At 54.5% G+C, this 21635-nt stretch carries 17 protein-coding genes; 11 read left to right on the forward strand and 6 right to left on the reverse strand.

Features of this window, described 5'->3' with window-relative positions:
• The first annotated feature begins 14 nt into the window (after window positions 1-14).
• The 7 genes from kdpB (at window position 15) to potE (ending at window position 10163) form a co-directional block, all read left to right on the forward strand.
• Window positions 15-2063 carry a potassium-transporting ATPase subunit KdpB gene (gene kdpB, locus ACOTX3_RS06495; protein ID WP_057071714.1) on the forward strand — a complete coding sequence of 683 codons (2049 nt, stop codon included), beginning with the start codon at window positions 15-17 and terminating at the stop codon, window positions 2061-2063.
• Between the two features lie 12 nt (window positions 2064-2075).
• On the forward strand, window positions 2076-2651 hold the full coding sequence (gene kdpC / locus ACOTX3_RS06500; protein ID WP_013097555.1) for a potassium-transporting ATPase subunit KdpC: 576 nt from the start codon (window positions 2076-2078) through the stop codon (window positions 2649-2651).
• Window positions 2652-5339, forward strand: coding sequence for a two-component system sensor histidine kinase KdpD (kdpD, locus tag ACOTX3_RS06505; protein WP_058679333.1), 2688 nt, complete (start codon window positions 2652-2654; stop codon window positions 5337-5339).
• Complete coding sequence (kdpE, locus tag ACOTX3_RS06510) at window positions 5336-6013, forward strand: two-component system response regulator KdpE (protein ID WP_038986110.1); 678 nt, start codon at window positions 5336-5338, stop codon at window positions 6011-6013. The genes kdpD and kdpE overlap by 4 nt, the downstream gene beginning before the upstream one ends.
• A 279-nt stretch (window positions 6014-6292) precedes the next feature.
• Window positions 6293-6397 carry a leader peptide SpeFL gene (gene speFL, locus ACOTX3_RS06515; protein WP_003858645.1) on the forward strand — a complete coding sequence of 35 codons (105 nt, stop codon included), beginning with the start codon at window positions 6293-6295 and terminating at the stop codon, window positions 6395-6397.
• Between the two features lie 257 nt (window positions 6398-6654).
• On the forward strand, window positions 6655-8853 hold the full coding sequence (speF, locus tag ACOTX3_RS06520) for an ornithine decarboxylase SpeF (RefSeq protein ID WP_058679334.1): 2199 nt from the start codon (window positions 6655-6657) through the stop codon (window positions 8851-8853).
• Window positions 8850-10163: a putrescine-ornithine antiporter gene (gene potE, locus ACOTX3_RS06525; RefSeq protein ID WP_013097559.1), complete on the forward strand. Its 1314-nt coding sequence runs from the start codon at window positions 8850-8852 to the stop codon at window positions 10161-10163. The genes speF and potE overlap by 4 nt, the downstream gene beginning before the upstream one ends.
• Window positions 10164-10259: 96 nt before the next feature.
• Here the strand turns inward: potE and pgm are convergent, their stop codons facing one another.
• Both pgm and seqA read right to left on the reverse strand, forming a co-directional pair.
• A complete protein-coding gene (gene pgm, locus ACOTX3_RS06530) occupies window positions 10260-11900 on the reverse strand; it encodes a phosphoglucomutase (alpha-D-glucose-1,6-bisphosphate-dependent) (protein ID WP_013097560.1) in 1641 nt (546 codons plus the stop codon).
• A gap of 24 nt (window positions 11901-11924) precedes the next feature.
• Window positions 11925-12473 carry a replication initiation negative regulator SeqA gene (gene seqA, locus ACOTX3_RS06535; RefSeq protein ID WP_020684949.1) on the reverse strand — a complete coding sequence of 183 codons (549 nt, stop codon included), beginning with the start codon at window positions 12471-12473 and terminating at the stop codon, window positions 11925-11927.
• A 183-nt stretch (window positions 12474-12656) separates the two neighbouring features.
• On the opposite strand from seqA, the gene ybfF reads away from it, so the two are divergent.
• From ybfF to fur, 4 genes are all read left to right on the forward strand, one after another.
• On the forward strand, window positions 12657-13430 hold the full coding sequence (gene ybfF / locus ACOTX3_RS06540) for an esterase (RefSeq protein WP_013097562.1): 774 nt from the start codon (window positions 12657-12659) through the stop codon (window positions 13428-13430).
• A gap of 128 nt (window positions 13431-13558) precedes the next feature.
• Window positions 13559-13846, forward strand: a complete 288-nt coding sequence (gene ybfE, locus ACOTX3_RS06545) for a LexA regulated protein (protein WP_013097563.1) — start codon at window positions 13559-13561, stop codon at window positions 13844-13846.
• Between the two features lie 155 nt (window positions 13847-14001).
• Window positions 14002-14532, forward strand: a complete 531-nt coding sequence (fldA, locus tag ACOTX3_RS06550; RefSeq protein ID WP_008501067.1) for a flavodoxin FldA — start codon at window positions 14002-14004, stop codon at window positions 14530-14532.
• Between the two features lie 290 nt (window positions 14533-14822).
• Window positions 14823-15269: a ferric iron uptake transcriptional regulator gene (gene fur, locus ACOTX3_RS06555; RefSeq protein WP_010428651.1), complete on the forward strand. Its 447-nt coding sequence runs from the start codon at window positions 14823-14825 to the stop codon at window positions 15267-15269.
• A 105-nt stretch (window positions 15270-15374) separates the two neighbouring features.
• On the opposite strand, the gene chiQ is transcribed toward fur, so the two are convergent.
• The 4 genes from chiQ to nagE all read right to left on the reverse strand — a co-directional run bounded on the left by chiQ (window position 15375) and on the right by nagE (window position 21379).
• Entirely contained in the window at window positions 15375-15704 is a 330-nt protein-coding gene (gene chiQ / locus ACOTX3_RS06560) for a ChiQ/YbfN family lipoprotein (RefSeq protein ID WP_013097564.1), read from the reverse strand.
• Between the two features lie 44 nt (window positions 15705-15748).
• On the reverse strand, window positions 15749-17146 hold the full coding sequence (gene chiP / locus ACOTX3_RS06565) for a chitoporin ChiP (protein WP_038418907.1): 1398 nt from the start codon (window positions 17144-17146) through the stop codon (window positions 15749-15751).
• 446 nt (window positions 17147-17592) lie between these two features.
• Window positions 17593-19260, reverse strand: coding sequence for a glutamine--tRNA ligase (gene glnS, locus ACOTX3_RS06570; RefSeq protein ID WP_013097566.1), 1668 nt, complete (start codon window positions 19258-19260; stop codon window positions 17593-17595).
• 169 nt (window positions 19261-19429) lie between these two features.
• Window positions 19430-21379 carry a PTS N-acetyl glucosamine transporter subunit IIABC gene (gene nagE / locus ACOTX3_RS06575; protein ID WP_020684946.1) on the reverse strand — a complete coding sequence of 650 codons (1950 nt, stop codon included), beginning with the start codon at window positions 21377-21379 and terminating at the stop codon, window positions 19430-19432.
• Window positions 21380-21635: the final 256 nt, after the last annotated feature.

The raw sequence follows: 21635 nt of genomic DNA on the forward strand, positions 1-21635 counted from the left end.
TGCGGAGAATTGTCATGAGTCGTAAACAACTGGCCCTGTTCGAACCGTCGTTAGTTCGTCAGGCCCTCATGGATGCGGTGAAAAAGCTGAGCCCGCGCGTACAGTGGCACAACCCGGTGATGTTTATCGTCTGGGCAGGCAGCGTGCTGACTACCGTCCTGGCGCTTGCCATGGGAACAGGTCACCTCCCGGGCAACGCGATGTTCACCGGAGCCATCAGCCTGTGGCTGTGGTTTACCGTGCTGTTTGCCAACTTTGCCGAGGCGCTGGCGGAAGGCCGCAGTAAAGCGCAGGCCAACAGCCTGAAAGGGGTAAAAAAGACCGCCTTCGCACGTAAATTACGTGAGCCAAAATACGGCGCGCAGATGGACCACGTGCCGGCAGATGAGCTGCGTAAAGGCGATGTGGTGCTGGTGGAAGCCGGTGACATCATCCCCTGTGATGGCGAAGTCATTGAAGGGGGCGCCTCGGTAGACGAGAGCGCCATTACCGGGGAATCCGCGCCGGTCATTCGTGAATCTGGCGGTGACTTCGCCTCGGTCACGGGCGGGACGCGTATTCTCTCCGACTGGCTGGTGATCCAGTGCAGCGTCAACCCGGGTGAAACCTTCCTCGACCGGATGATCGCCATGGTAGAAGGCGCACAGCGTCGTAAAACACCCAACGAAATTGCCCTCACCATTTTGCTGGTGGCGCTGACCATCGTCTTCCTGTTGGCTACCGCCACGCTGTGGCCCTTCTCCAGCTATGCGGGCACCGCGGTCAGCATCACCGTGCTGGTGGCGCTGCTGGTCTGCCTGATCCCAACCACCATCGGCGGCCTGCTCTCCGCTATTGGTGTGGCGGGTATGAGCCGCATGCTGGGCGCGAACGTTATCGCCACCAGCGGACGCGCCGTAGAGGCCGCCGGTGACGTGGATGTGCTGCTGCTGGATAAAACCGGGACCATCACCCTCGGCAACCGCCAGGCCTCCGAGTTTTTACCTGCCCCGGGCGTGGATGAAAAAACGCTGGCCGATGCCGCCCAGCTCTCGTCTCTTGCCGATGAAACGCCGGAAGGCCGCAGCATCGTCATTCTGGCGAAACAGCGCTTTAATCTGCGCCAGCGTGATGTGCAGAGCCTGCACGCCACTTTTGTCCCCTTCACGGCACAAACCCGAATGAGCGGTATCAACATTCAGGAGCGCATGATCCGTAAAGGTTCCGTTGATGCCATTCGTCGCCACATTGAAGCCAACAACGGCCATTTTCCACCGGAAGTGGACAATCTGGTTGAGAGCGTTGCCCGCCAGGGGGCCACACCGCTGGTCGTAGCCGAAGGGGCGAATGTGCTGGGGGTGATTGCGCTGAAGGACATCGTCAAAGGCGGCATTAAAGAGCGTTTCGCACAGTTGCGTAAAATGGGGATCAAAACGGTGATGATCACCGGGGATAACCGGCTGACTGCCGCCGCGATTGCCGCAGAAGCGGGCGTGGATGATTTCCTCTCGGAAGCCACACCGGAAGCCAAGCTGGCGTTGATCCGTCAGTACCAGGCGGAAGGTCGTCTGGTCGCGATGACCGGTGACGGCACCAACGACGCCCCTGCCCTCGCACAGGCCGACGTGGCGGTGGCGATGAACTCCGGTACCCAGGCGGCAAAAGAGGCGGGCAACATGGTCGATCTTGACTCTAACCCGACCAAGCTGATTGAAGTGGTGCATATCGGTAAACAGATGCTGATGACGCGCGGGTCATTAACCACGTTCAGTATCGCCAATGACGTGGCGAAGTATTTCGCCATTATTCCCGCAGCGTTTGCGGCCACCTATCCGCAGCTAAACGCGCTGAACGTGATGCATCTGCACTCCCCGTCTTCGGCCATTCTCAGTGCGGTGATTTTCAACGCCCTGATTATTGTCTTCCTGATCCCGCTGGCGCTGAAAGGGGTGAGCTATAAACCGCTGACGGCTGCTGCCATGCTGCGCCGTAACCTGTGGATTTACGGGCTGGGCGGGCTGCTGGTGCCCTTTATCGGGATTAAAGCTATCGACCTGCTGTTAACGCTGTTCGGGCTGGTTTAAAAGGTGAATCAAATGACGATGTTACGTCCCGCTATACTTCTGTTTATTCTGCTGTCTCTCATTACCGGTGGGCTTTACCCGCTGCTGACCACCGCGTTGGGCCAGTGGTGGTTCAAGGATCAGGCCAATGGCTCGCTGATCATACAGCAGGGTGAAAACCGCGGCTCCCGCCTGATTGGTCAAAACTTTACGGACGCCCGGTACTTTCAGGGACGCCCTTCCGCTACCGCCGATAGCCCGTATAATCCGATGGCATCCGGCGGGAGCAACCTGGCGGGCAGTAATCCTGAACTGGACAAAGCCATCGCTGAGCGTGTGGCGGCCCTGCGCAGCGCCAACCCGCAGGCCAGCCGGGAGATTCCAGTGGAACTGGTGACCGCCTCCGCCAGTGGGCTGGACTACAGCCTGACGCCTGAAGCGGTGGCCTGGCAGATACCGCGCGTCGCCGCGGCCCGTCATCTGAGCGTCGAGCAGGTCAGTCAGCTGGTGGCAGCGCACACGCAAAAGCCGCTGGTCAGTTTTATTGGCATGCCGGTAGTAAATATTGTTGAGCTGAATCTGGCGCTGGACGCGCTAAGGAATAACTAAATGACCGACGAGCCCTTGCGCCCGGATCCTGACAGGCTGCTGGAACAGACAGCTGAAGCCCATCGCGGCAAGCTGAAAATTTTCTTCGGCGCCTGCGCGGGCGTCGGGAAAACCTTCGCCATGCTGACAGAAGCTCAGCGGCTTCGGGCTCAGGGGCTCGATATTCTGATCGGCGTGGTGGAAACCCACGGCCGTAAAGAGACCGCGGCGTTGTTAAAGGGGCTGGCCACGCAGCCTCCTCGCCGTATCAGCCATCGTGGCAGGCTGGTGACGGAGTTTGATCTCGACGCCGCCCTCGCCCGCCGCCCCGCCCTTATTCTGATGGACGAACTGGCGCACAGCAATGCGCCAGGCTCGCGACACCCCAAACGCTGGCAGGACGTAGAAGAGTTACTTGAAGCCGGGATTGACGTCTTCACCACGGTGAATGTTCAGCATCTTGAAAGCCTGAACGACGTGGTCAGCGGCGTGACCGGCATTCAGGTGCGCGAAACGGTGCCGGATCCGTTCTTTGACTCCGCTGATGAAGTGGTGCTGGTGGACCTGCCGCCAGACGATCTGCGCCAGCGCCTGCATGAAGGGAAAGTCTATATTGCAGGCCAGGCCGAACGCGCCATCGAACACTTCTTTCGTAAAGGCAACCTGATTGCCCTGCGCGAACTGGCCCTGCGCCGCACCGCCGATCGCGTGGATGACCAGATGCGTGCCTGGCGCGATCTGCAAGGACAGGAACGCGTCTGGCATACGCGGGATGCCATCCTGCTGTGCATTGGTCACGGTAGCGGCAATGAGAAGCTTGTTCGTACCGCCGCCCGGCTGGCTGCGAAATTTGGCAGCGTCTGGCATGCGGTGTATGTCGAAACGCCGCAGCTTCACGCCCTGCCAGAAAACCAGCGTCGCGCGATCCTGAGTTCGCTGCGCCTGGCCCAGGAGCTGGGGGCGGAAACCGCGACCCTCTCCGATCCGCAGGAAGATAAGGCTATTCTGCGCTACGCACGTGAGCACAACCTGGGCAAAATTGTCATTGGTCGTCGCCAGCACCGGCGCTGGTTTAGCCGCGAATCGTTTGCCGACAAGCTGGCCCGGCGTGCGCCCGACCTGGATCTGGTGGTCGTGGCGCTGGACGACAAACCCACGCCGTTACCCAACCGCGCGCCAGACAGCCGCACGTTCACCGATAAATGGCGCATCCAGCTTCGCGGTTGCCTTATCGCCGTCGTGCTTTGCGCCCTGATTACCTTTATTGCCAGCCAGTGGCTGATTGCGTTTGATGCCGCCAACCTGGTGATGATCTACCTGCTCGGCGTGGTGGTGGTGGCGCTCTTTTACGGGCGCTGGCCGTCAGTCCTGGCAACGGTGATTAACGTCATCAGCTTCGATCTCTTCTTTATCGACCCGCGCGGAACGCTTGCCGTCTCGGATGTACAGTACGTCCTCACGTTTGCCGTCATGCTCACCGTCGGGCTGGTGATCGGGAATCTGACGGCAGGCGTTCGCTATCAGGCGCGTATCGCCCGCTATCGTGAACAGCGCACCCGACATTTATACGAGATGTCTAAATCGCTGGCGGTGGGCCGCACGCCGCTGGATATCGTCCAGACCAGCGAGCAGTTCATCCGCTCGACATTTAACGCCAGCAACCTGATTTTACTCCCGGATGAGCACGGTAAGCTGCGCCCGCTGACGTCGGCCACGGGCATGACGCCGTGGGATGAGGCCATTGCACGCTGGAGCTTCGATAAAGGGTTACCGGCAGGCGCAGGGACAGACACCCTCCCCGGCGTGCCGTATCAGATCCTGCCGCTGCGCAGTGCAGATAAAAATCAGGGGCTGGTCATCGTCGAGCCTTCTAATCTGCGCCAGCTGATGATCCCCGAGCAGCAGAGGCTGCTCGAGACCTTTACGTTGCTGGTTGCCAGCGCCCTGGAGCGGCTGGCGCTGACGGCCAGCGAAGAACAGGCCCGGCTGGCAAGCGAGCGCGAAAGTATTCGCAACTCGCTGCTGGCAGCGCTCTCACACGATCTTCGCACGCCTCTCACCGTGCTGTTTGGCCAGTCGGAAATTCTGACCCTGGATCTGGCGGCGGAAGGTTCAAAACACGCCCTGCAGGCCAGCGAGATCCGCCAGCACGTGCTGAACACCACGCGGCTGGTGAATAACCTGCTCGATATGGCGCGGATACAGTCTGGCGGGTTCAACCTCAAAAAAGAGTGGCTCACGCTTGAGGAAGTGGTAGGAAGCGCGCTGAAAATGCTGGAGCCCGGTCTCGGCGGACGGCATATCGCCCTGAACATGCCCGATCCCCTGACATTAATTCACGTTGATGGCCCGCTGTTTGAGCGGGTGTTAATTAATCTGCTGGAAAATGCGGGTAAATATGCCGGAGCACACGCGCAAATTGGGGTGAATGCTTCGGTGGAAGATCACACCCTGCGGCTCGACGTCTGGGACACCGGGCCCGGTATTCCTGCCGGGCAGGAAAAAGCGATATTCGAAAAATTCTCACGGGGCAATAAAGAGTCTGCCATTCCGGGGGTTGGGCTGGGTCTGGCGATCTGCCAGGCCATTATTGACGTCCATGGCGGCACCATTTCGGCGGAGAACCGCCCGGAAGGAGGTGCACGTTTTTGTGTTACACTTCCTCTGGACATCCCGCCAGAACTTGATGAATTACCAGAGGATTTGTGATCAACGTCCTGATTGTAGAAGATGAACTCGCCATTAGCCGGTTTCTGCGCGCTGCGCTGGAAGGTGACGGTCTGCGCGTTCATGATGCCGGTACGCTCCAGCGCGGGTTGATTGAAGCCGCTACCCGCAAGCCGGACCTGGTGATCCTCGATCTTGGTTTGCCGGATGGCGACGGTATCGATTTTATTCGCGAGGTGCGCCAGTGGAGCCAGATGCCCATTCTGGTGCTCTCCGCACGCACCGAAGAGTCGGATAAAATCGCCGCGCTGGATGCCGGGGCGGACGACTATCTTATTAAACCTTTTGGGATTGGTGAGTTACAGGCTCGCCTTCGTGTGGCGCTGCGTCGCCACGGTGCCGCCACGCCTGCCGACCCGACGTACACTTTCGGTGATGTGCAGGTCGATCTCGCTTCGCGACGTATTATGCGTGGTGAAGAGGAGATCCATCTCACGCCGATAGAGTTCCGTCTGCTTGCGGTTTTGCTCAACAACCACGGTAAGGTGCTGACCCAACGTCAGCTGCTGGCTCAGGTGTGGGGACCCAACGCCGTGGAACATAGTCACTATTTACGCATATATATGGGCCACCTGCGCCAGAAACTTGAAACCGACCCCGCACGTCCTCGCCATTTATTAACTGAAACCGGTATCGGTTATCGGTTTATGCTTTGAATAACTATTCAATTTTATTTCCAATAAAAACAAACCCACCCACATAATTCCGTTTAAATAAGCCATAAGCGATAATTTTGGTTTATTTTCGCTCATTCAAAACAGAAACAACACAATCCGTTAACGCATCATCAACAAACCAGTGTTTTGATCTGCGATATTCATCGAAAACGAATAATTATTTCTGATTTGATCGGTTAAGGGTGATCTGATTCACAGTTAATCGCTTTTTCCTGGATAAAATGACCATGCTTTCAATTACTGAAAGGAAAATGAAACATGGAAAACAATAATCGCTTGATGCCCCATATAAGGCGGACAACACATATCATGATGTTTGCCCACCGAAACTGCTTTGACTTCCATCTCTTTAATGCCCGGTAGTCCTTCGACTTCTGGCGCACCCGCTTGCAGGTTAACCTGAAAAAACTCTATTTTACAGGCCGTTGCCTGTGAAGGCGTGCGTTCATTCAATTTAATTCAGACTTATCCGCAGCCGGGCGGACTGAATCTCATTCATTAAAAAGCAACTTACTGATTTTTTTATCAGCGGCCACACTTTGCTTTTTTTTCCGGACATTATCGATTTCTTTCTTGCGAGAAATCGAGGGACGAATATTGCCTGAAATAAAGAGAGAAAGATGAAAAGTTTAAAAATTGCAGCCAGCCGTGCATGCCCTGATTGCTTTACCACTCACCGTGAACTGGTAGATGTCAGCACCTCTGATTATATTGACGTCGCCGCCATTGTTCTGGCCGTGAGCGATATTTCCAGTGGCACTCTGGAAGAAATAGAAGCTACCGGGTTTGGTATTCCCGTATTTATTGCGACACATAAAGAAGAGTTCATTCCGGCTGAATATTTATCGCGCATCCACGGTGTGTTTGAGTGTTCAGAGACCAGTAACGACTTTTACGGACGTCAACTGGAAGCGGCTGCGCAGAAGTACGAAACCCAGCTACGCCCCCCGTTTTTCCGCGCACTGGTCGACTACGTGAATCAGGGCAACAGCGCATTCGATTGTCCGGGGCATCAGGGTGGGCAATTTTTCCGTCGTCATCCTGCCGGTAATCAATTTGTCGATTTCTTCGGCGAAACGCTTTTCCGCTCCGATCTGTGCAACGCCGACGTGGCCATGGGGGATCTGCTGATTCATGAAGGCGCGCCGTGCATTGCCCAGCAACACGCGGCGAAAGTGTTTAATGCGGATAAAACCTACTTTGTGCTGAACGGTACCTCATCATCCAACAAAGTGGTGCTAAACGCCCTGCTCACCCCCGGCGACCTGGTGCTGTTCGATCGTAATAACCACAAATCCAACCACCACGGAGCTCTGCTTCAGGCGGGTGCCACGCCGGTCTATCTGGAAACGGCGCGCAACCCGTACGGCTTTATTGGTGGGATTGATGCCCACTGCTTTGAGGAGAGCTACCTGCGCGAGCTGGTATCGGAAGTGGCACCGGGTCGTGCGCGTGACGAACGTCCGTTCCGTCTGGCGGTGATCCAGCTGGGCACCTACGATGGCACCATTTATAACGCCCGCCAGGTCGTCGATAAAATTGGTCACCTGTGCGACTACATCCTGTTCGATTCTGCCTGGGTGGGCTACGAGCAATTTATTCCGATGATGGCCGACTGCTCTCCGCTGCTGCTGGAGCTGAACGAAAACGATCCGGGGATCCTGGTTACCCAGTCAGTCCATAAACAGCAGGCGGGTTTTTCGCAGACCTCGCAAATTCACAAGAAAGACCGCCATATTAAAGGCCAACCGCGCTATGTCCCGCACAAGCGCCTGAATAACGCCTTTATGATGCACGCCTCCACCAGCCCGTTCTACCCCCTGTTTGCCGCACTGGATATCAACGCCCGCATGCACGAGGGGCAGAGTGGCCGCAATATGTGGATGGACTGCGTGGTTACCGGCATTGAAGCACGCAAGCTGATCCTGGAGAACTGCCAGTTTATTCGCCCGTTCGTGCCGGAGCTGGTAGATGGCCGTCCGTGGGAAAGCTGGGACACGGCTGAAATTGCCACCGACCTGCGCTTCTTCCACTTTGTGCCGGGTGAAAACTGGCACGCTTTTGAAGGGTATGCCGAGCATCAATACTTTATCGACCCGTGCAAACTGCTGTTGACCACGCCGGGCATCAACGCCCGTACCGGCGAGTATGAGGGTTTCGGCGTGCCCGCCACCATCCTGGCTAACTTCCTGCGTGAAAACAGCATCGTGCCGGAGAAATGCGATCTCAACTCGATCCTGTTCCTGCTGACCCCTGCGGAAGATATGGGCAAGCTGCAGCAGCTGGTGGCACAGTTAGTGCGTTTCGAAAAACTGCTTCAGACCGATGCGCCATTAAAAGAGGTGCTTCCGTCTATCTGTAAGCAATACCCGGAACGCTACGCCGGTTATACCCTGCGCCAGATATGCCAGGAGATGCATGAACTGTACGCCCGCCATAACGTGAAACAGCTGCAAAAAGAGATGTTCCGCAAGTCTCACTTCCCTCGCGTGATGATGAACCCGCAGGACGCAAACTATGCGTATCTGCGTGGTGAGGTTGAACTGGTCTCGCTGCGTGATGCGGAAGGCCGCATTGCCGCCGAAGGCGCCCTGCCTTACCCACCAGGCGTGCTGTGCGTGGTTCCGGGTGAAGTCTGGGGAGGCTCCGTCCTGCGCTACTTTGCCGCGCTGGAAGAGGGTATCAACCTTTTACCGGGCTTCGCACCGGAACTACAGGGTGTGTACGTCGAGGAGTGTGACGGACGCAAACAGGTTCGCTGTAACGTAATCAAACAACCCGCCGCTCAGCCCGCGCTGCTGAAAGGAGAAAAATTATGAGTAAGTCCAACAAGATGGGCGTGGTGCAACTGACCATCCTCACCATGGTTAACATGATGGGGTCAGGGATTATTATGCTGCCCACCAAACTTGCCGAGGTGGGTACCATTTCGATTATCTCCTGGCTGGTAACCGCGGTCGGCTCCATGGCGCTGGCATGGGCATTTGCCAAATGCGGAATGTTCAGCCGTAAGTCAGGCGGGATGGGCGGCTACGCCGAATACGCCTTCGGCAAATCTGGCAACTTTATGGCTAACTACACCTATGGCGTGTCGCTGCTGATCGCCAACGTGGCGATTGCCATTTCCGCCGTGGGTTACGGTACGGAGCTGTTTGGTGCCACGCTCAGCCCGGTGCAAATTGGTTTGGCCACCATCGGCGTATTGTGGATCTGCACCGTGGCCAACTTTGGCGGCGCGCGCATCACGGGTCAGTTAAGTAGCATCACCGTCTGGGGCGTGATTATCCCGGTTGTCGGGCTGTGCATCATCGGCTGGTTCTGGTTCAGTCCGACCCTGTACGCGAACTCCTGGAACCCGCACCATGTGCCGTTCTTTTCCGCTGTGGGGTCCTCTATCGCCATGACGCTGTGGGCCTTCCTCGGTCTGGAATCCGCCTGCGCAAACGCGGAAGTGGTAGAGAACCCGGAAAAGAACGTCCCGATTGCCGTTCTTGGCGGAACGCTGGGCGCGGCGGTGATCTATATCGTCTCCACTAACGTTATTGCCGGTATCGTACCGAACATGGATTTGGCTAACTCCACGGCGCCGTTTGGGCTGGCCTTCGCGCAGATGTTCACCCCGGAAGTCGGGAAAGTGATCATGGGGCTGATGGTCATGTCCTGTTGCGGTTCACTCCTCGGCTGGCAGTTCACCATCGCGCAGGTGTTTAAATCTTCGGCTGACGAAGGTTACTTCCCGAAAATCTTCTCCCGGGTGACCAAAGCCGATGCGCCGGTGCAGGGCATGCTGGCGATTGTCATCTTCCAGAGTGGGTTATCGCTGATGACCATTAGCCCGTCGCTGAACAGCCAGTTCAACGTGCTGGTCAACCTGGCGGTGGTGACAAATATCATTCCATATATTCTGTCGATGGCGGCGCTGGTGATCATTCAGAAGGTGGCGAAAGTCGATCCCCGTAAAGCACGGGCGGCCAATATTGTGGCGCTGATTGGGGCGATTTACAGCTTCTATGCGCTCTACTCATCCGGCCAGGAGGCGATGCTTTATGGTGCGATGGTGACCTTTATGGGCTGGACGCTGTACGGGCTGGTCTCACCGCGGTTTGAATTGAAGAATAAACATAGTTAGGTAAAAGCAAAACGGCAACCCAGAGGTTGCCGTTTTTCGTGTTTTCACCCTCTCCCTGTGGGAGAGGGCCGGGCTGATGCCCTCACCGAACACCACTTACGCGTTTTTCAGCACTTCGCTGACAATCTCTACCGCTTCTTTCTCAATCTGCTGGCGATGCTCAGCGCCGAGGAAGCTTTCACAATAGATTTTGTACGCATCTTCCGTACCGGATGGACGCGCGGCGAACCAGCCATTTTCGGTCATCACTTTCAGACCACCGATAGAGGCACCGTTACCCGGCGCTGCCGTCAGACGTGCCGTAATCGGATCACCGGCCAGCGTGCTGGCACTGACCATCTCCGGAGAGAGTTTAGACAGGGCAGCTTTCTGTGCGGAGGTCGCGCTTGCCTGGATACGGTTGTAGCTCGGAGCACCAAAGCGCGCCGCCAGCTCGTCGTAGTGTTCCTGCGGGTTCTTGCCGGTGACCGCGGTGATCTCCGCCGCCAACAGACACATGATGATACCGTCTTTGTCGGTTGACCATGGTGTGCCATCGAAACGCAGGAAGGATGCCCCCGCGCTCTCTTCACCACCAAAGCCGAAGCTGCCGTCATGCAGACCGTCAACAAACCATTTAAAGCCCACCGGCACTTCCACCAGCTTGCGACCCAGCGCGTCAACCACGCGGTCGATCATGGCTGAAGAAACCAGCGTTTTACCTACAGCCACCTCTTTGCCCCACTGTGGACGATGCTGGAACAGGTAGTTGATTGCCACAGCCAGGTAGTGGTTTGGGTTCATCAGCCCGGCCGGGGTAACGATACCGTGGCGGTCATAATCCGGGTCGTTGGCGAAGGCCAGATCGAATTTGTCACGCAGTGCCAGCAGGCCTGCCATCGCGCACTCGGAGGAACAGTCCATACGGATCGCGCCGTCTTTATCAAGGTGCATAAAGCGGAAGGTCTGATCGACGTGATCGTTAACGATGGTCAGATCCAACTTGTAGTGCTCTGCAATGCGTTTCCAGTATTCAATACCGGAGCCGCCCAGCGGATCCACACCCAGCTTCAGGCCAGCTTTCTGGATAGCCGCCATATCGACGATATCCGCCAGCCCTTCCACGAATGGCTGCACCAGGTCCTGCTCTTTCACGTGGCCGGACGCCATGGCCGCATCCAGAGAAATACGCTTAACGCCTTTCAGGCCATCAGCCAGTAAGGCGTTGGCGCGGTCTTCCACCACTTTGGTGACGTTGGTATCTGCCGGGCCACCGTTAGGTGGGTTGTATTTGATACCACCGTCTTCCGGCGGGTTGTGAGAAGGCGTGATAACGATACCGTCAGCCTGTGGGCCACCTTTTTTGTTGTGCACAAGGATAGCGTTAGAGACGGCAGGCGTTGGGGTGAAACCGTTATTTTCCTGCACAATTACATCAACGCCGTTCGCCGCCAGAACTTCCAGCACGGAAATGAATGCCGGTTCAGACAGGGCGTGAGTATCTTTCCCCACGTAGCACGGACCGGTAACACCGTTTTTGGCGCGCTCTTCCGCGATGGCCTGAGCAATGGCCAGAATGTGCGGTTCGTTAAAGCTATGGCGTGCCGCGCTACCGCGATGGCCTGATGTCCCAAACTTCACTGCGTGTTCTGCGTTGCCCACGACCGGTTTCAGCACATAATACTGCGCGGTCAGCTGAGCGACGTTAATCAAATCGCTTTGTTGTGCAGGTTGGCCTGCACGGCTGTGATTTGCCATTACCGGGTCCTTCTGATGCAAGGGTTAAATTGTACCGCAAACCTTTTCAATCAATTCCGCCGGGAACTGCATGGACTGCATGATGTGTTCAACCATGCTGCACTTGCGGCCCGTATTGGTATTGGTGATGACCCAGTACGGTGTGCCAGGGACATGTTTAGGTTTGGTCTGGTTGCCATTTTGCAGCAGCGTCTGCTCGTCGCCCGCGAAATAGACGCGCGTGCGACCGTGCAGCGACTCAGTCGCTTCAGCAAACGCCTTGTTATCCAGTGAATAAAGTGTAGACAGCACCAGCATGAAGCGGTTGACCGCTTTTTTCTGCTCTGCATATTCATCAGACAGCAGCAGCTCGCGCATCGCACGTACTTTGTCTTTCACCTGCACGACGGCAGGTTTTGCTTGTGCAACAACACTCGGCTGAGACACGACATCTTTAGTGGCTGGGGTAGCAGACGGTGAGGCGGCGGAAATTTTAAGCATACGCCGTAAAATGTCGGACGCGCTCTCACCGATATGCCGCGTTTGGCTGGCAATAAACTGATAGAGTTCGTCATCAACTTCGATTGTTTTCATCTTAATCCAGTGCGATATCTTATCTGAATACAAGTCGTTGAGATTATAAAGTCAAATCCCAACAGCGGATAGCGTCAAACCAGGTTGGCGGCAAAAGTCAGATTAAACTGGAACCTTGCAGCCGGGCGGCAGAATGGTCAACATAATACCCTAACCTGTCACACCTAAAAAAAGAACTTTGCCATGAAATTGAATACCCGAGCGCAATCTGCACAATCGCCGAACACGAATCCTCCCATCGTACTGGTTCACGGGCTGTTTGGCAGCCTGGATAACCTGGGCGTGCTGGCACGCGATCTGGTTACCGATCACGATATTTTGCAGGTGGATATGCGAAATCATGGCCTTTCCGGGCGTTCAGAAGAGATGACCTATGCGGCCATGGCGCAGGATCTGCTGGATACGCTGGATGCCAACAATCTCGAGAAAGTGACGTTGATCGGGCATTCAATGGGCGGCAAAGCGGTCATGGCACTGACGGCTCTGGCACCAGAAAGAATAAGTGGCCTGGTGGTCATAGATGTTGCCCCGGTGGATTACAACGTCCGTCGCCATGATGAGATTTTCGCCGCCATCAACGCGGTGACCAACGCTGGCGTCTCGACGCGCCAACAGGCAGCTGTCGTTATGCGTGAGCATCTGGATGAAGAAGGGGTTATCCAGTTTCTGCTGAAATCGTTCGTTGACGGCCAGTGGCGGTTCAACGTGCCGGTGCTATGGGAGCAGTACGATAACATCGTTGGTTGGGAAACCGTACCGGCATGGCCGCACCCTACCCTCTTCATTCGTGGCGGCAATTCGCCCTACGTTACCGACGCCTGTCGCGATACCCTGCTGGCGCAATTCCCGCAGGCACGCGCTCATGTCATAGCTGGCGCCGGACATTGGGTTCATGCGGAAAAACCAGACGCCGTCTTACGCGCCATTCGCCGCTATCTGACTGATACGGCAAATTGATTAAAAAGAGAGCGACTGGAAGGCTGCGGGCTTCCAGTCGTTGGCGTGCCGTTTTTGGTGATGTATGATGGCGCGCTTATCGCCCAGGCATTAGCAGGGCGGCGTGTTTCCCCCGAAGTCTCAGAATCATGGCCAAAGAACAAACGGACCGTACGACACTAGATCTGTTCGCGAATGAGCGTCGACCGGGACGACCAAAAACGAATCCGCTTTCGCGCGACGAACAGCTGCGTATTAATAAACGCAACCAGCTTAAACGCGATAAAAATCGTGGGCTTAAGCGTGTCGAACTGAAGCTCAACGCCGACGCTGTCGATGCGCTAAACGAACTGGCTGACGCACGTAATATCAGCCGCAGCGAGCTGATCGAAGAGATGTTACTCACCCAACTCGAGACCATGCGCAGTAAGGCATAAGTCCGAAAAATCCCTTTATTACCCTTTTCATGTAGCACAGAGTGCAGTCCTGCGCGATAGCTGTTTCCGCAGGGTTGCCTGTTCTGCTATTATTGCCTTTATCCGTGGACAAATTGCGCCACCATACCATTAAGTATCAAGAGGTTATTTTACTCATGGCAATTATCGGCATTTTCTTCGGCAGTGATACCGGCAATACCGAAAATATCGCAAAAAACATTCAGAAACAGCTCGGTAAAGACGTTGCCGATGTGCACGACATCGCCAAGAGCAGCAAAGAAGATCTCGAAGGCTATGACATCCTGCTGCTGGGTATTCCGACCTGGTATTACGGTGAAGCCCAGTGTGACTGGGATGATTTCTTCCCAACGCTGGAAGAGGTGGATTTCAACGGCAAGCTGGTTGCCCTGTTTGGCTGCGGCGACCAGGAAGATTATGCAGAGTACTTCTGTGATGCGCTGGGCACCATCCGCGACATTATTGAGCCAAACGGTGCCGTTATTGTAGGTCACTGGCCTACCGCTGGTTACCACTTCGAAGCGTCTAAAGGTCTGGCAGACGACGATCACTTCGTGGGTCTGGCGATTGACGAAGACCGTCAGCCAGAACTGACCGCCGAGCGCGTTGAAAAATGGGTTAAGCAGATCCGTGAAGAGCTGCACCTGGACGATATTCTCAACGCCTGATGATTCTTGCGGCGCAACGGTGGTTGCGCCCATAAACCAGGTCAAACCGATTAAATTAATTGCTACAATCTTTTAACTTTTTCGCCCAGACCTGTACAATGACCCCCTGATAAAACGTGGCTTTCACAATGCAAGTTTGTTGGTGATACCACGTTTTTATAAGCATACTTTACCTGAGACTTGCAGTTTTCATTTAGCCATGGCAGTTCTATAATGAGACGCATTATCCCGGGTGCAATTTCTGTCACTTCCTACAGAAGTGAATCGTTTAGCAACAGGACAGATTCCGCATGACTGACAACAATACCGCATTAAAGAAGGCTGGCCTGAAAGTTACGCTTCCTCGGTTAAAAATCCTTGAAGTGCTTCAGGGTCCAGACAATCACCATGTCAGTGCGGAAGACCTTTATAAGCGTCTTATCGACATGGGCGAAGAGATTGGGCTGGCAACCGTCTATCGTGTGCTGAACCAGTTTGATGACGCGGGCATTGTCACCCGTCATAATTTCGAAGGCGGTAAATCTGTATTCGAACTGACTCAACAGCATCACCACGATCACCTGATCTGCCTGGATTGCGGCAAGGTCATTGAATTCAGCGATGATTCCATTGAATCTCGCCAGCGTGAAATCGCCGCACGTCACGGTATCCGCCTGACGAACCACAGCCTGTACCTGTATGGTCATTGCGCTGAAGGCGATTGCCGCGAAGACGATCACGCGCACGACGCGAAATAAACACGTTTCATACTCTGAGCCAGCCGCAAGGTTGGCTTTTTTTTGCCTGCTGTCTGGCAAAAAAAAGCCCGGCAGCGCAGCGCTACCGGGCATGATAACAGCGGGTTAATGGCTGTTGTTGCTGCGAATCTCTTTCCAGATCTGATCGCAACGCTTCGCGACTTCCTGATCGTTACCGGTTTTACGCGCCTGGATACAGGCCTGATAATCCATTACACGAATATTCTCCTGGGTTGCGAACTGTTCATGCGCTTTCTCTTTTTTCAGCACATTCAGCACGCTCTGACAGGCTTCGATCTTCTCCGGCGAACCTTCCGCCGTATTGATACACGCGCTGTAGGCTTCTTTCAGACGGGAGTCCTCTTTCGGGGCCTGATTCTGCGCACAAGCCACCAGTCCCGATGCCAGCAACGCGACGATTACAATCTTTTTCATATGTAGTCTCCGGTCCGGCGGGAATTATCCCGCCGGACGAGTCATCAGAAGATGGTGAACGGTGCGATAACCATGAATTTCACGTCGCGTTCATCCTGGAAGATGTTGCCGTAACCGCCCGCGTAGCTCGGGATATCGGAGTGGTTGTCGTATTGTGTAAAGTGCAGTTTGAACATAGTACCTTTGGCGCGACCATCCTGCAGGGTGTAGATCGCATCCAGGCTGTAAGCGGATTCTTTGAGACGATAGTTTGGATCGTAGTATGCGTCTGGCGTTGCCATATCAGCAGGCTTCGCATCCCATGCGTAGGCGTAAGATGCCCCCACCGCCCAGCCTGGCAGGTTCCAGTTTTTCAGATCATACATTGCGCCGAAGAAGACTGCTTTTTCGCCATCGGCGTTGAAGTCGGAACGGTTATCCCACCAGATATCCAGACGACCGTTTGAAGAGGCATAGGTTGGGGTCATACGCTGCAGGAAGTAGCCCTGCTGCCCTTCCGCTTTTACCCACGTTCCTTCAAGACGCAAATCTACCTGACCGACTTTGTAGCCGAAGGTCAGCGCCTGCAACCACGCCGTGCCGTCATAAATATCATTCACGCCACCATCACTGACTTTATCTCGCGTACCGTAGAACTGGTAGCTGGTACTCAGTGGGCTACCCGCGATGTCAAATTTATAACTGGCCTTAGCAAAATACTGATCGATATAACCTTCCGCCTGACCAAATGCCGCTTCAAGCACTAAATCATTTTTAAAGTCGTACTTCGCGCCCAGCGAGTGAAGATAATCCACTTTGGTCTTTTTATCGTTCTGGTAGAACTTGTCCATTTCGATATGCCATGGCGCTTTATACTCGTTGGTCCACATATACGAGAAGCTCAACGCACCTGCGTCACCGTAATCAAAATTGGCGCCCGCTTCTGCCCCCTGATAGGTACCTGGCATAAAGCTCCAGTGCGGTGCTAACAGGGTTTGACCGGTTGGCTGAATATAACCACCGCGCGCCCATACCGGGCCGTATTTAAATTTCGCGGCAGCTTTATACAGGCTGATACCGCTTTTATCTCCAGACCAGTCTTCTTTATACGCTTTATTACTGGAGGAGAAGGCTATTTCGTTCGGGTGGCCGCTGTCACCATTTTCCGCCATTTCAATTGCCGTGAAGGCGGCAATATCCAGACCGAACATATCGGCAGCGTAACCAGACTGGAAATCCAGATTGGCGTTCCAGGTAGAGTGAGAAAGGTTCGTTTTATATTTATCTTCCGTGACATCTTTACGGTCACGTTCACGCTGCCAGTAATAAATACCGCCCGTGAGGGTTGAATCATCGATGAAGCCTGCTGCTTTAGCGTCTGGCGTCACCACCAGGCCTGACATTGCTGTCACACCGGCAATAGCCAGCGCCAGCGCACTACGTTTGCCACTGAACGTACGCATAGATTATTCCTCTTTGACGAATTAAAACGCCTAAAACGGCGAAAAATATTAAAGACCTGATGGTCAGGGGTAGTCGGAAATACCCTCGAATAACTACCGTCTTTAGGTTATTTTTCGCGACGCGAATTATCAATGCTTTTCGGTGGCTAAAACTCAGGATTATGACGAAGAGCACATAATTGGTAGTGCTTTGTAACATTTAACGGGATGCCAGAACTGGCGGGGGAAAAGACCGATTTTCAATAAGTAACGCGTTAAATGATATTCTTTTTACGGTGCGTCAGAATTTTGAAAGGGGATAAACTTTTTTTTAAAAAAATAAGTAGCACCACATTGACCTGTTATTTTTATAAACGCTATTTGGCTACTGCTTTAAAGGCATGATCACTCTATAAAAAAACGCCGCATTACGCGGCGTTTGTTTCTCATTGACCAGCGCGGCGTTATTATTCGCCGATCTTCGTCCAGGTATCACGCAAACCAACCGTACGGTTAAATACCGGTTTTTCAGCGGTGCTGTGACGGCTGTCCAGGCAGAAGTAACCTTCACGTTCAAACTGGAACGCTTTACCCGCCTCAGCCGCTTTCAGGGATGGCTCAGCGTAACCCTGTTTGATGACCAGCGATTCCGGGTTGATGGTCGCCAGGAAGTCTTCTGCTGCGCCTGGGTTAGGCACGCTGAACAGACGATCGTACAGACGAATCTCTACCGGCAGCGCGTGTGATGCACTGACCCAGTGGATCACGCCTTTCACCTTACGGCCGTCCGCTGGATCTTTGCTCAGAGTCTCGGCATCGTAAGTGCAGAAGATCGTGGTGATGTTGCCTTCCGCATCTTTCTCTACGCGCTCAGCCTTGATCACATAGGCGTTACGCAGACGCACCTCTTTACCGAGCACCAGTCGCTTGTACTGCTTGTTCGCTTCTTCGCGGAAGTCAGCACGATCGATCCAGATTTCACCACTGAACGGTACGTCACGGCTGCCCATCTCCGGTTTGTTCGGATGGTTAGGCATCGAGACCATTTCGCTCGCACCCTGCGGATAGTTTTCGATAACCAGTTTTACCGGGTCGATAACGGCCATCGCGCGCGGCGCATTTTCGTTCAGATCTTCACGAATGCAGGATTCCAGAGACGCCATCTCAATGGTGTTATCCTGCTTGGTCACGCCAATGCGTTTGCAGAACTCACGGATTGACGCCGCGGTGTAGCCACGACGGCGCAGACCAGAGATGGTCGGCATACGTGGGTCGTCCCAGCCTTCAACGTGCTTATCGGTCACCAGCAGGTTCAGCTTACGCTTGGACATCACGGTGTATTCCAGATTCAGACGAGAGAACTCGTACTGACGCGGATGCACCGGAATTGTGATGTTATCCAGCACCCAGTCGTACAGACGACGGTTGTCCTGGAATTCCAGCGTACACAGCGAGTGGGTGATGCCTTCCAGCGCATCGCTGATGCAGTGGGTGAAGTCGTACATCGGGTAGATGCACCACTTGTTACCGGTCTGGTGATGTTCAGCGAATTTAATGCGGTACAGCACCGGGTCGCGCATCACGATAAACGGTGATGCCATATCGATTTTGGCACGCAGGCACGCTTTACCTTCCTCGAAGCCACCAGCACGCATTTTTTCAAACAGCGCCAGGTTCTCTTCCACGCTGCGATCGCGGAACGGGCTGTTTTTACCCGGTGCCGTCAGCGTGCCGCGGTATTCACGGATTTCATCCGCAGAGAGCTCGTCAACGTAGGCCAGACCTTTATTGATCAGCTCAACGGCATAGGCATACAGCTGATCGAAATAGTCAGAGGAGTAGCAGATATCGCCAGACCAGTTGAAGCCCAGCCATTGCACGTCGTTCTTAATGGACTCAACGTATTCGATGTCTTCTTTTACTGGGTTGGTGTCATCGAAACGCAGGTTGCACTGCCCCTGGTAATCCTGTGCGATACCAAAGTTCAGGCAGATCGATTTGGCGTGACCAATGTGCAGGTAGCCATTTGGCTCCGGCGGGAAACGCGTATGCACCGTGGTGTGCTTACCACTGGCCAGATCTTCATCGATGATCTGACGAATAAAGTTACTCGGGCGGGCTTCTGCCTCACTCATCGTGGATTCCTCAAAGCGTAAACAACGTATAACGGCATATGATCTTATAAGCCGGACGTAGTGACAACCCTTAAAACGTCCCGGAAGAAAATAATGGGGGCATTTGCTGCAAAAAAAAGCGGCGGAGGATCTCCCCCGCCGCTTAAGGCATGACTCTACTCAGGAGCGATTACTTGCCTTTAATCTCATACAGTGGCGTTTGCCCCGCAACCACCTGACCTTTCGCCTGAAGCACCAGGCCGCTGAAGTCGTCGATGTTGCTGCATACCACCGGGCTTATCATCGAACGGGCATTGGCGTTCAGGAAGTCCAGATCCATTTCCAGAATCGGCTGGCCTGCAACCACTTCTGCGCCCTCTTCCACCAGGCGAGTAAAGCCCTGGCCGTTCAGCGCAACGGTATCAATACCCATATGAACCACGATCTCCGCGCCTTTTTCGGTTTCGAGGCAGAACGCGTGGTTGGTGTTAAAGATTTTCACGATGGTGCCCGCCGCAGGAGACACAACGGTTTTCTCCGTTGGTTTCACCGCAACACCGTCACCGACCGCTTTGCTGGCAAACGCTTCGTCAGGTACCTGCTCAAGCGCGACCACCTCACCCGTAACCGGTGAAACCAGCGCGGCGATAGTAGCGGCGTTTGGTACAGCCTGCGGTTTAGCAACCGGAGCATCAGCCACAGGCGCGCTATCCGTTGAGGCAGCAGCAACCGGTCCACGGGCAACCACTTTTTTCATTTCATCGCCGATAGATTCGGCTTTCGCACCCACAATAACCTGGATGGTTTGTTTGTTCAGTTTCACCACACCAGACGCGCCCAGGCGTTTGCACATGGCATCGCTTACGCGCGCAGAGTCGCCAACGGTCAGACGCAGACGGGTAATACAGGCATCAATGGCTTTCAGGTTGTCGGTACCGCCTACCGCGGCGATATAGCTGGTTGCCAGCTGGGTCAACCCTTCTTCGGTATTGCTGTTTGCTTCACTGGTTACGACGTCATCTTTTGTATCTTCGCGGCCCGGCGTTTTAAGGTTAAACATACGAATAACCGCGCTGAACAGGAGAAAGTAGACAACGAAGAACACCAGGCCCATCACAACCAGCATCCAGACGTTTTTGCTGGCTGCCGGCAGGTTGTACATCAACACGTAGTCGATCGCACCGGCAGAGAAGGAGAAGCCCGCGTGAATGCCCAGCAGAGTGGCCACAAACAGGCTGATACCGGTAAGCACCGCGTGCATGAGGTACAGCAGCGGGGCCAGGAACATGAACAGGAATTCCAGTGGCTCAGTAACACCGGTCAGGAACGCCGTTACCGCAACGGAGAGCAGCATGCCGCCAACCATTGGGCGACGCGCTTTTGGCGCGGCCAGATACATTGCCAGTGCAGCGCCCGGCAGACCAAACATCATGATTGGGAAGAAACCGGACATGAACATGCCCGCGGTGCCGTCACCCGCGTAGAAGCGGTTGATATCACCGTGGAATACGGTACCTGCCGCGTTGGTGAACTCACCAATCTGGAACCATGCGATGGTGTTCAGAACCTGATGCAGGCCGGTTGGGATCAGCAGACGGTTGATGAAACCGAAGATACCTGCACCCATTGCGCCCGCAGACACGATCCACTCACCGCCTGCATGAATGGCATGCTGTACCGGCGGCCAGACATAACCAAAGATAGCGGCCAGAATCAGACAGAAAAAGCCGGTCGCAATCGGGACAAAGCGTTTTCCGCCAAAGAAGCTCAGGAAATCTGGCAGTTTGATACCCGCCCAACGGTTGTACACTGCACCGCCGACCAGACCGGTAATAATACCCGCCAGAACACCCATGTTGATTTCAGGGTTGATGGTTACCATCGCTTTGGTCAGGATGAAATAACCGACTGCCCCTGCCAGCGCCGCGGCACCCGCGCTGTCTTTAGACCAGCTGGACGCCACGCCGATGGCGAAAATCAGCGCCAGGTTGTCAAATATCGCACCACCCGCTTGCGCGATAAACGGCACGTTAAGAAGATCGGGTTGCCCGAATCGCAACAGCAGTGCTGCAACCGGTAGCACGGCGATAGGGAGCTGCAAAGCCCTACCGAGGCGCTGGAAAAAACCTAAAATATTCATCCTATTCCCCCTACGAGACCCTTGTTAAGGCTCGTGCATTAACTATGTTTTTTTATTGTGTCACGAACTAGAAATACAGTTGATGATTCACTGGCATTGTGAGTGTGTGAAAAATTAATTCGTATCGCAAATTAAAAGCGTACTTTTTGTGATTTTTGTCACCAAATATCGTTTATCACCCTCCCTTTCACTGGCTAACATCGAAAACTTATTTTATCATTCGAAAAATCAAGACGGATTGATCCGGCCTGAAAGG

This window comes from Enterobacter cloacae complex sp. IR5384 (assembly GCF_049237265.1).
Lineage (GTDB): Bacteria > Pseudomonadota > Gammaproteobacteria > Enterobacterales > Enterobacteriaceae > Enterobacter > Enterobacter cloacae.

Excerpts from the sequence above, each read along its gene's own strand:
- kdpB (WP_057071714.1), top strand. The coding sequence starts at position 15 with ATGAGTCGTAAACAACTGGCCCTGTTCGAACCGTCGTTAGTTCGTCAG.
- kdpC (WP_013097555.1), top strand. The coding sequence starts at position 2,076 with ATGACGATGTTACGTCCCGCTATACTTCTGTTTATTCTGCTGTCTCTC.
- kdpD (WP_058679333.1), top strand. The coding sequence starts at position 2,652 with ATGACCGACGAGCCCTTGCGCCCGGATCCTGACAGGCTGCTGGAACAG.
- speFL (WP_003858645.1), top strand. The coding sequence starts at position 6,293 with ATGGAAAACAATAATCGCTTGATGCCCCATATAAGGCGGACAACACAT.
- speF (WP_058679334.1), top strand. The coding sequence starts at position 6,655 with ATGAAAAGTTTAAAAATTGCAGCCAGCCGTGCATGCCCTGATTGCTTT.
- potE (WP_013097559.1), top strand. The coding sequence starts at position 8,850 with ATGAGTAAGTCCAACAAGATGGGCGTGGTGCAACTGACCATCCTCACC.
- pgm (WP_013097560.1), bottom strand. The coding sequence starts at position 11,900 with ATGGCAAATCACAGCCGTGCAGGCCAACCTGCACAACAAAGCGATTTG.
- seqA (WP_020684949.1), bottom strand. The coding sequence starts at position 12,473 with ATGAAAACAATCGAAGTTGATGACGAACTCTATCAGTTTATTGCCAGC.
- ybfF (WP_013097562.1), top strand. The coding sequence starts at position 12,657 with ATGAAATTGAATACCCGAGCGCAATCTGCACAATCGCCGAACACGAAT.
- ybfE (WP_013097563.1), top strand. The coding sequence starts at position 13,559 with ATGGCCAAAGAACAAACGGACCGTACGACACTAGATCTGTTCGCGAAT.
- fldA (WP_008501067.1), top strand. The coding sequence starts at position 14,002 with ATGGCAATTATCGGCATTTTCTTCGGCAGTGATACCGGCAATACCGAA.
- fur (WP_010428651.1), top strand. The coding sequence starts at position 14,823 with ATGACTGACAACAATACCGCATTAAAGAAGGCTGGCCTGAAAGTTACG.
- chiQ (WP_013097564.1), bottom strand. The coding sequence starts at position 15,704 with ATGAAAAAGATTGTAATCGTCGCGTTGCTGGCATCGGGACTGGTGGCT.
- chiP (WP_038418907.1), bottom strand. The coding sequence starts at position 17,146 with ATGCGTACGTTCAGTGGCAAACGTAGTGCGCTGGCGCTGGCTATTGCC.
- glnS (WP_013097566.1), bottom strand. The coding sequence starts at position 19,260 with ATGAGTGAGGCAGAAGCCCGCCCGAGTAACTTTATTCGTCAGATCATC.
- nagE (WP_020684946.1), bottom strand. The coding sequence starts at position 21,379 with ATGAATATTTTAGGTTTTTTCCAGCGCCTCGGTAGGGCTTTGCAGCTC.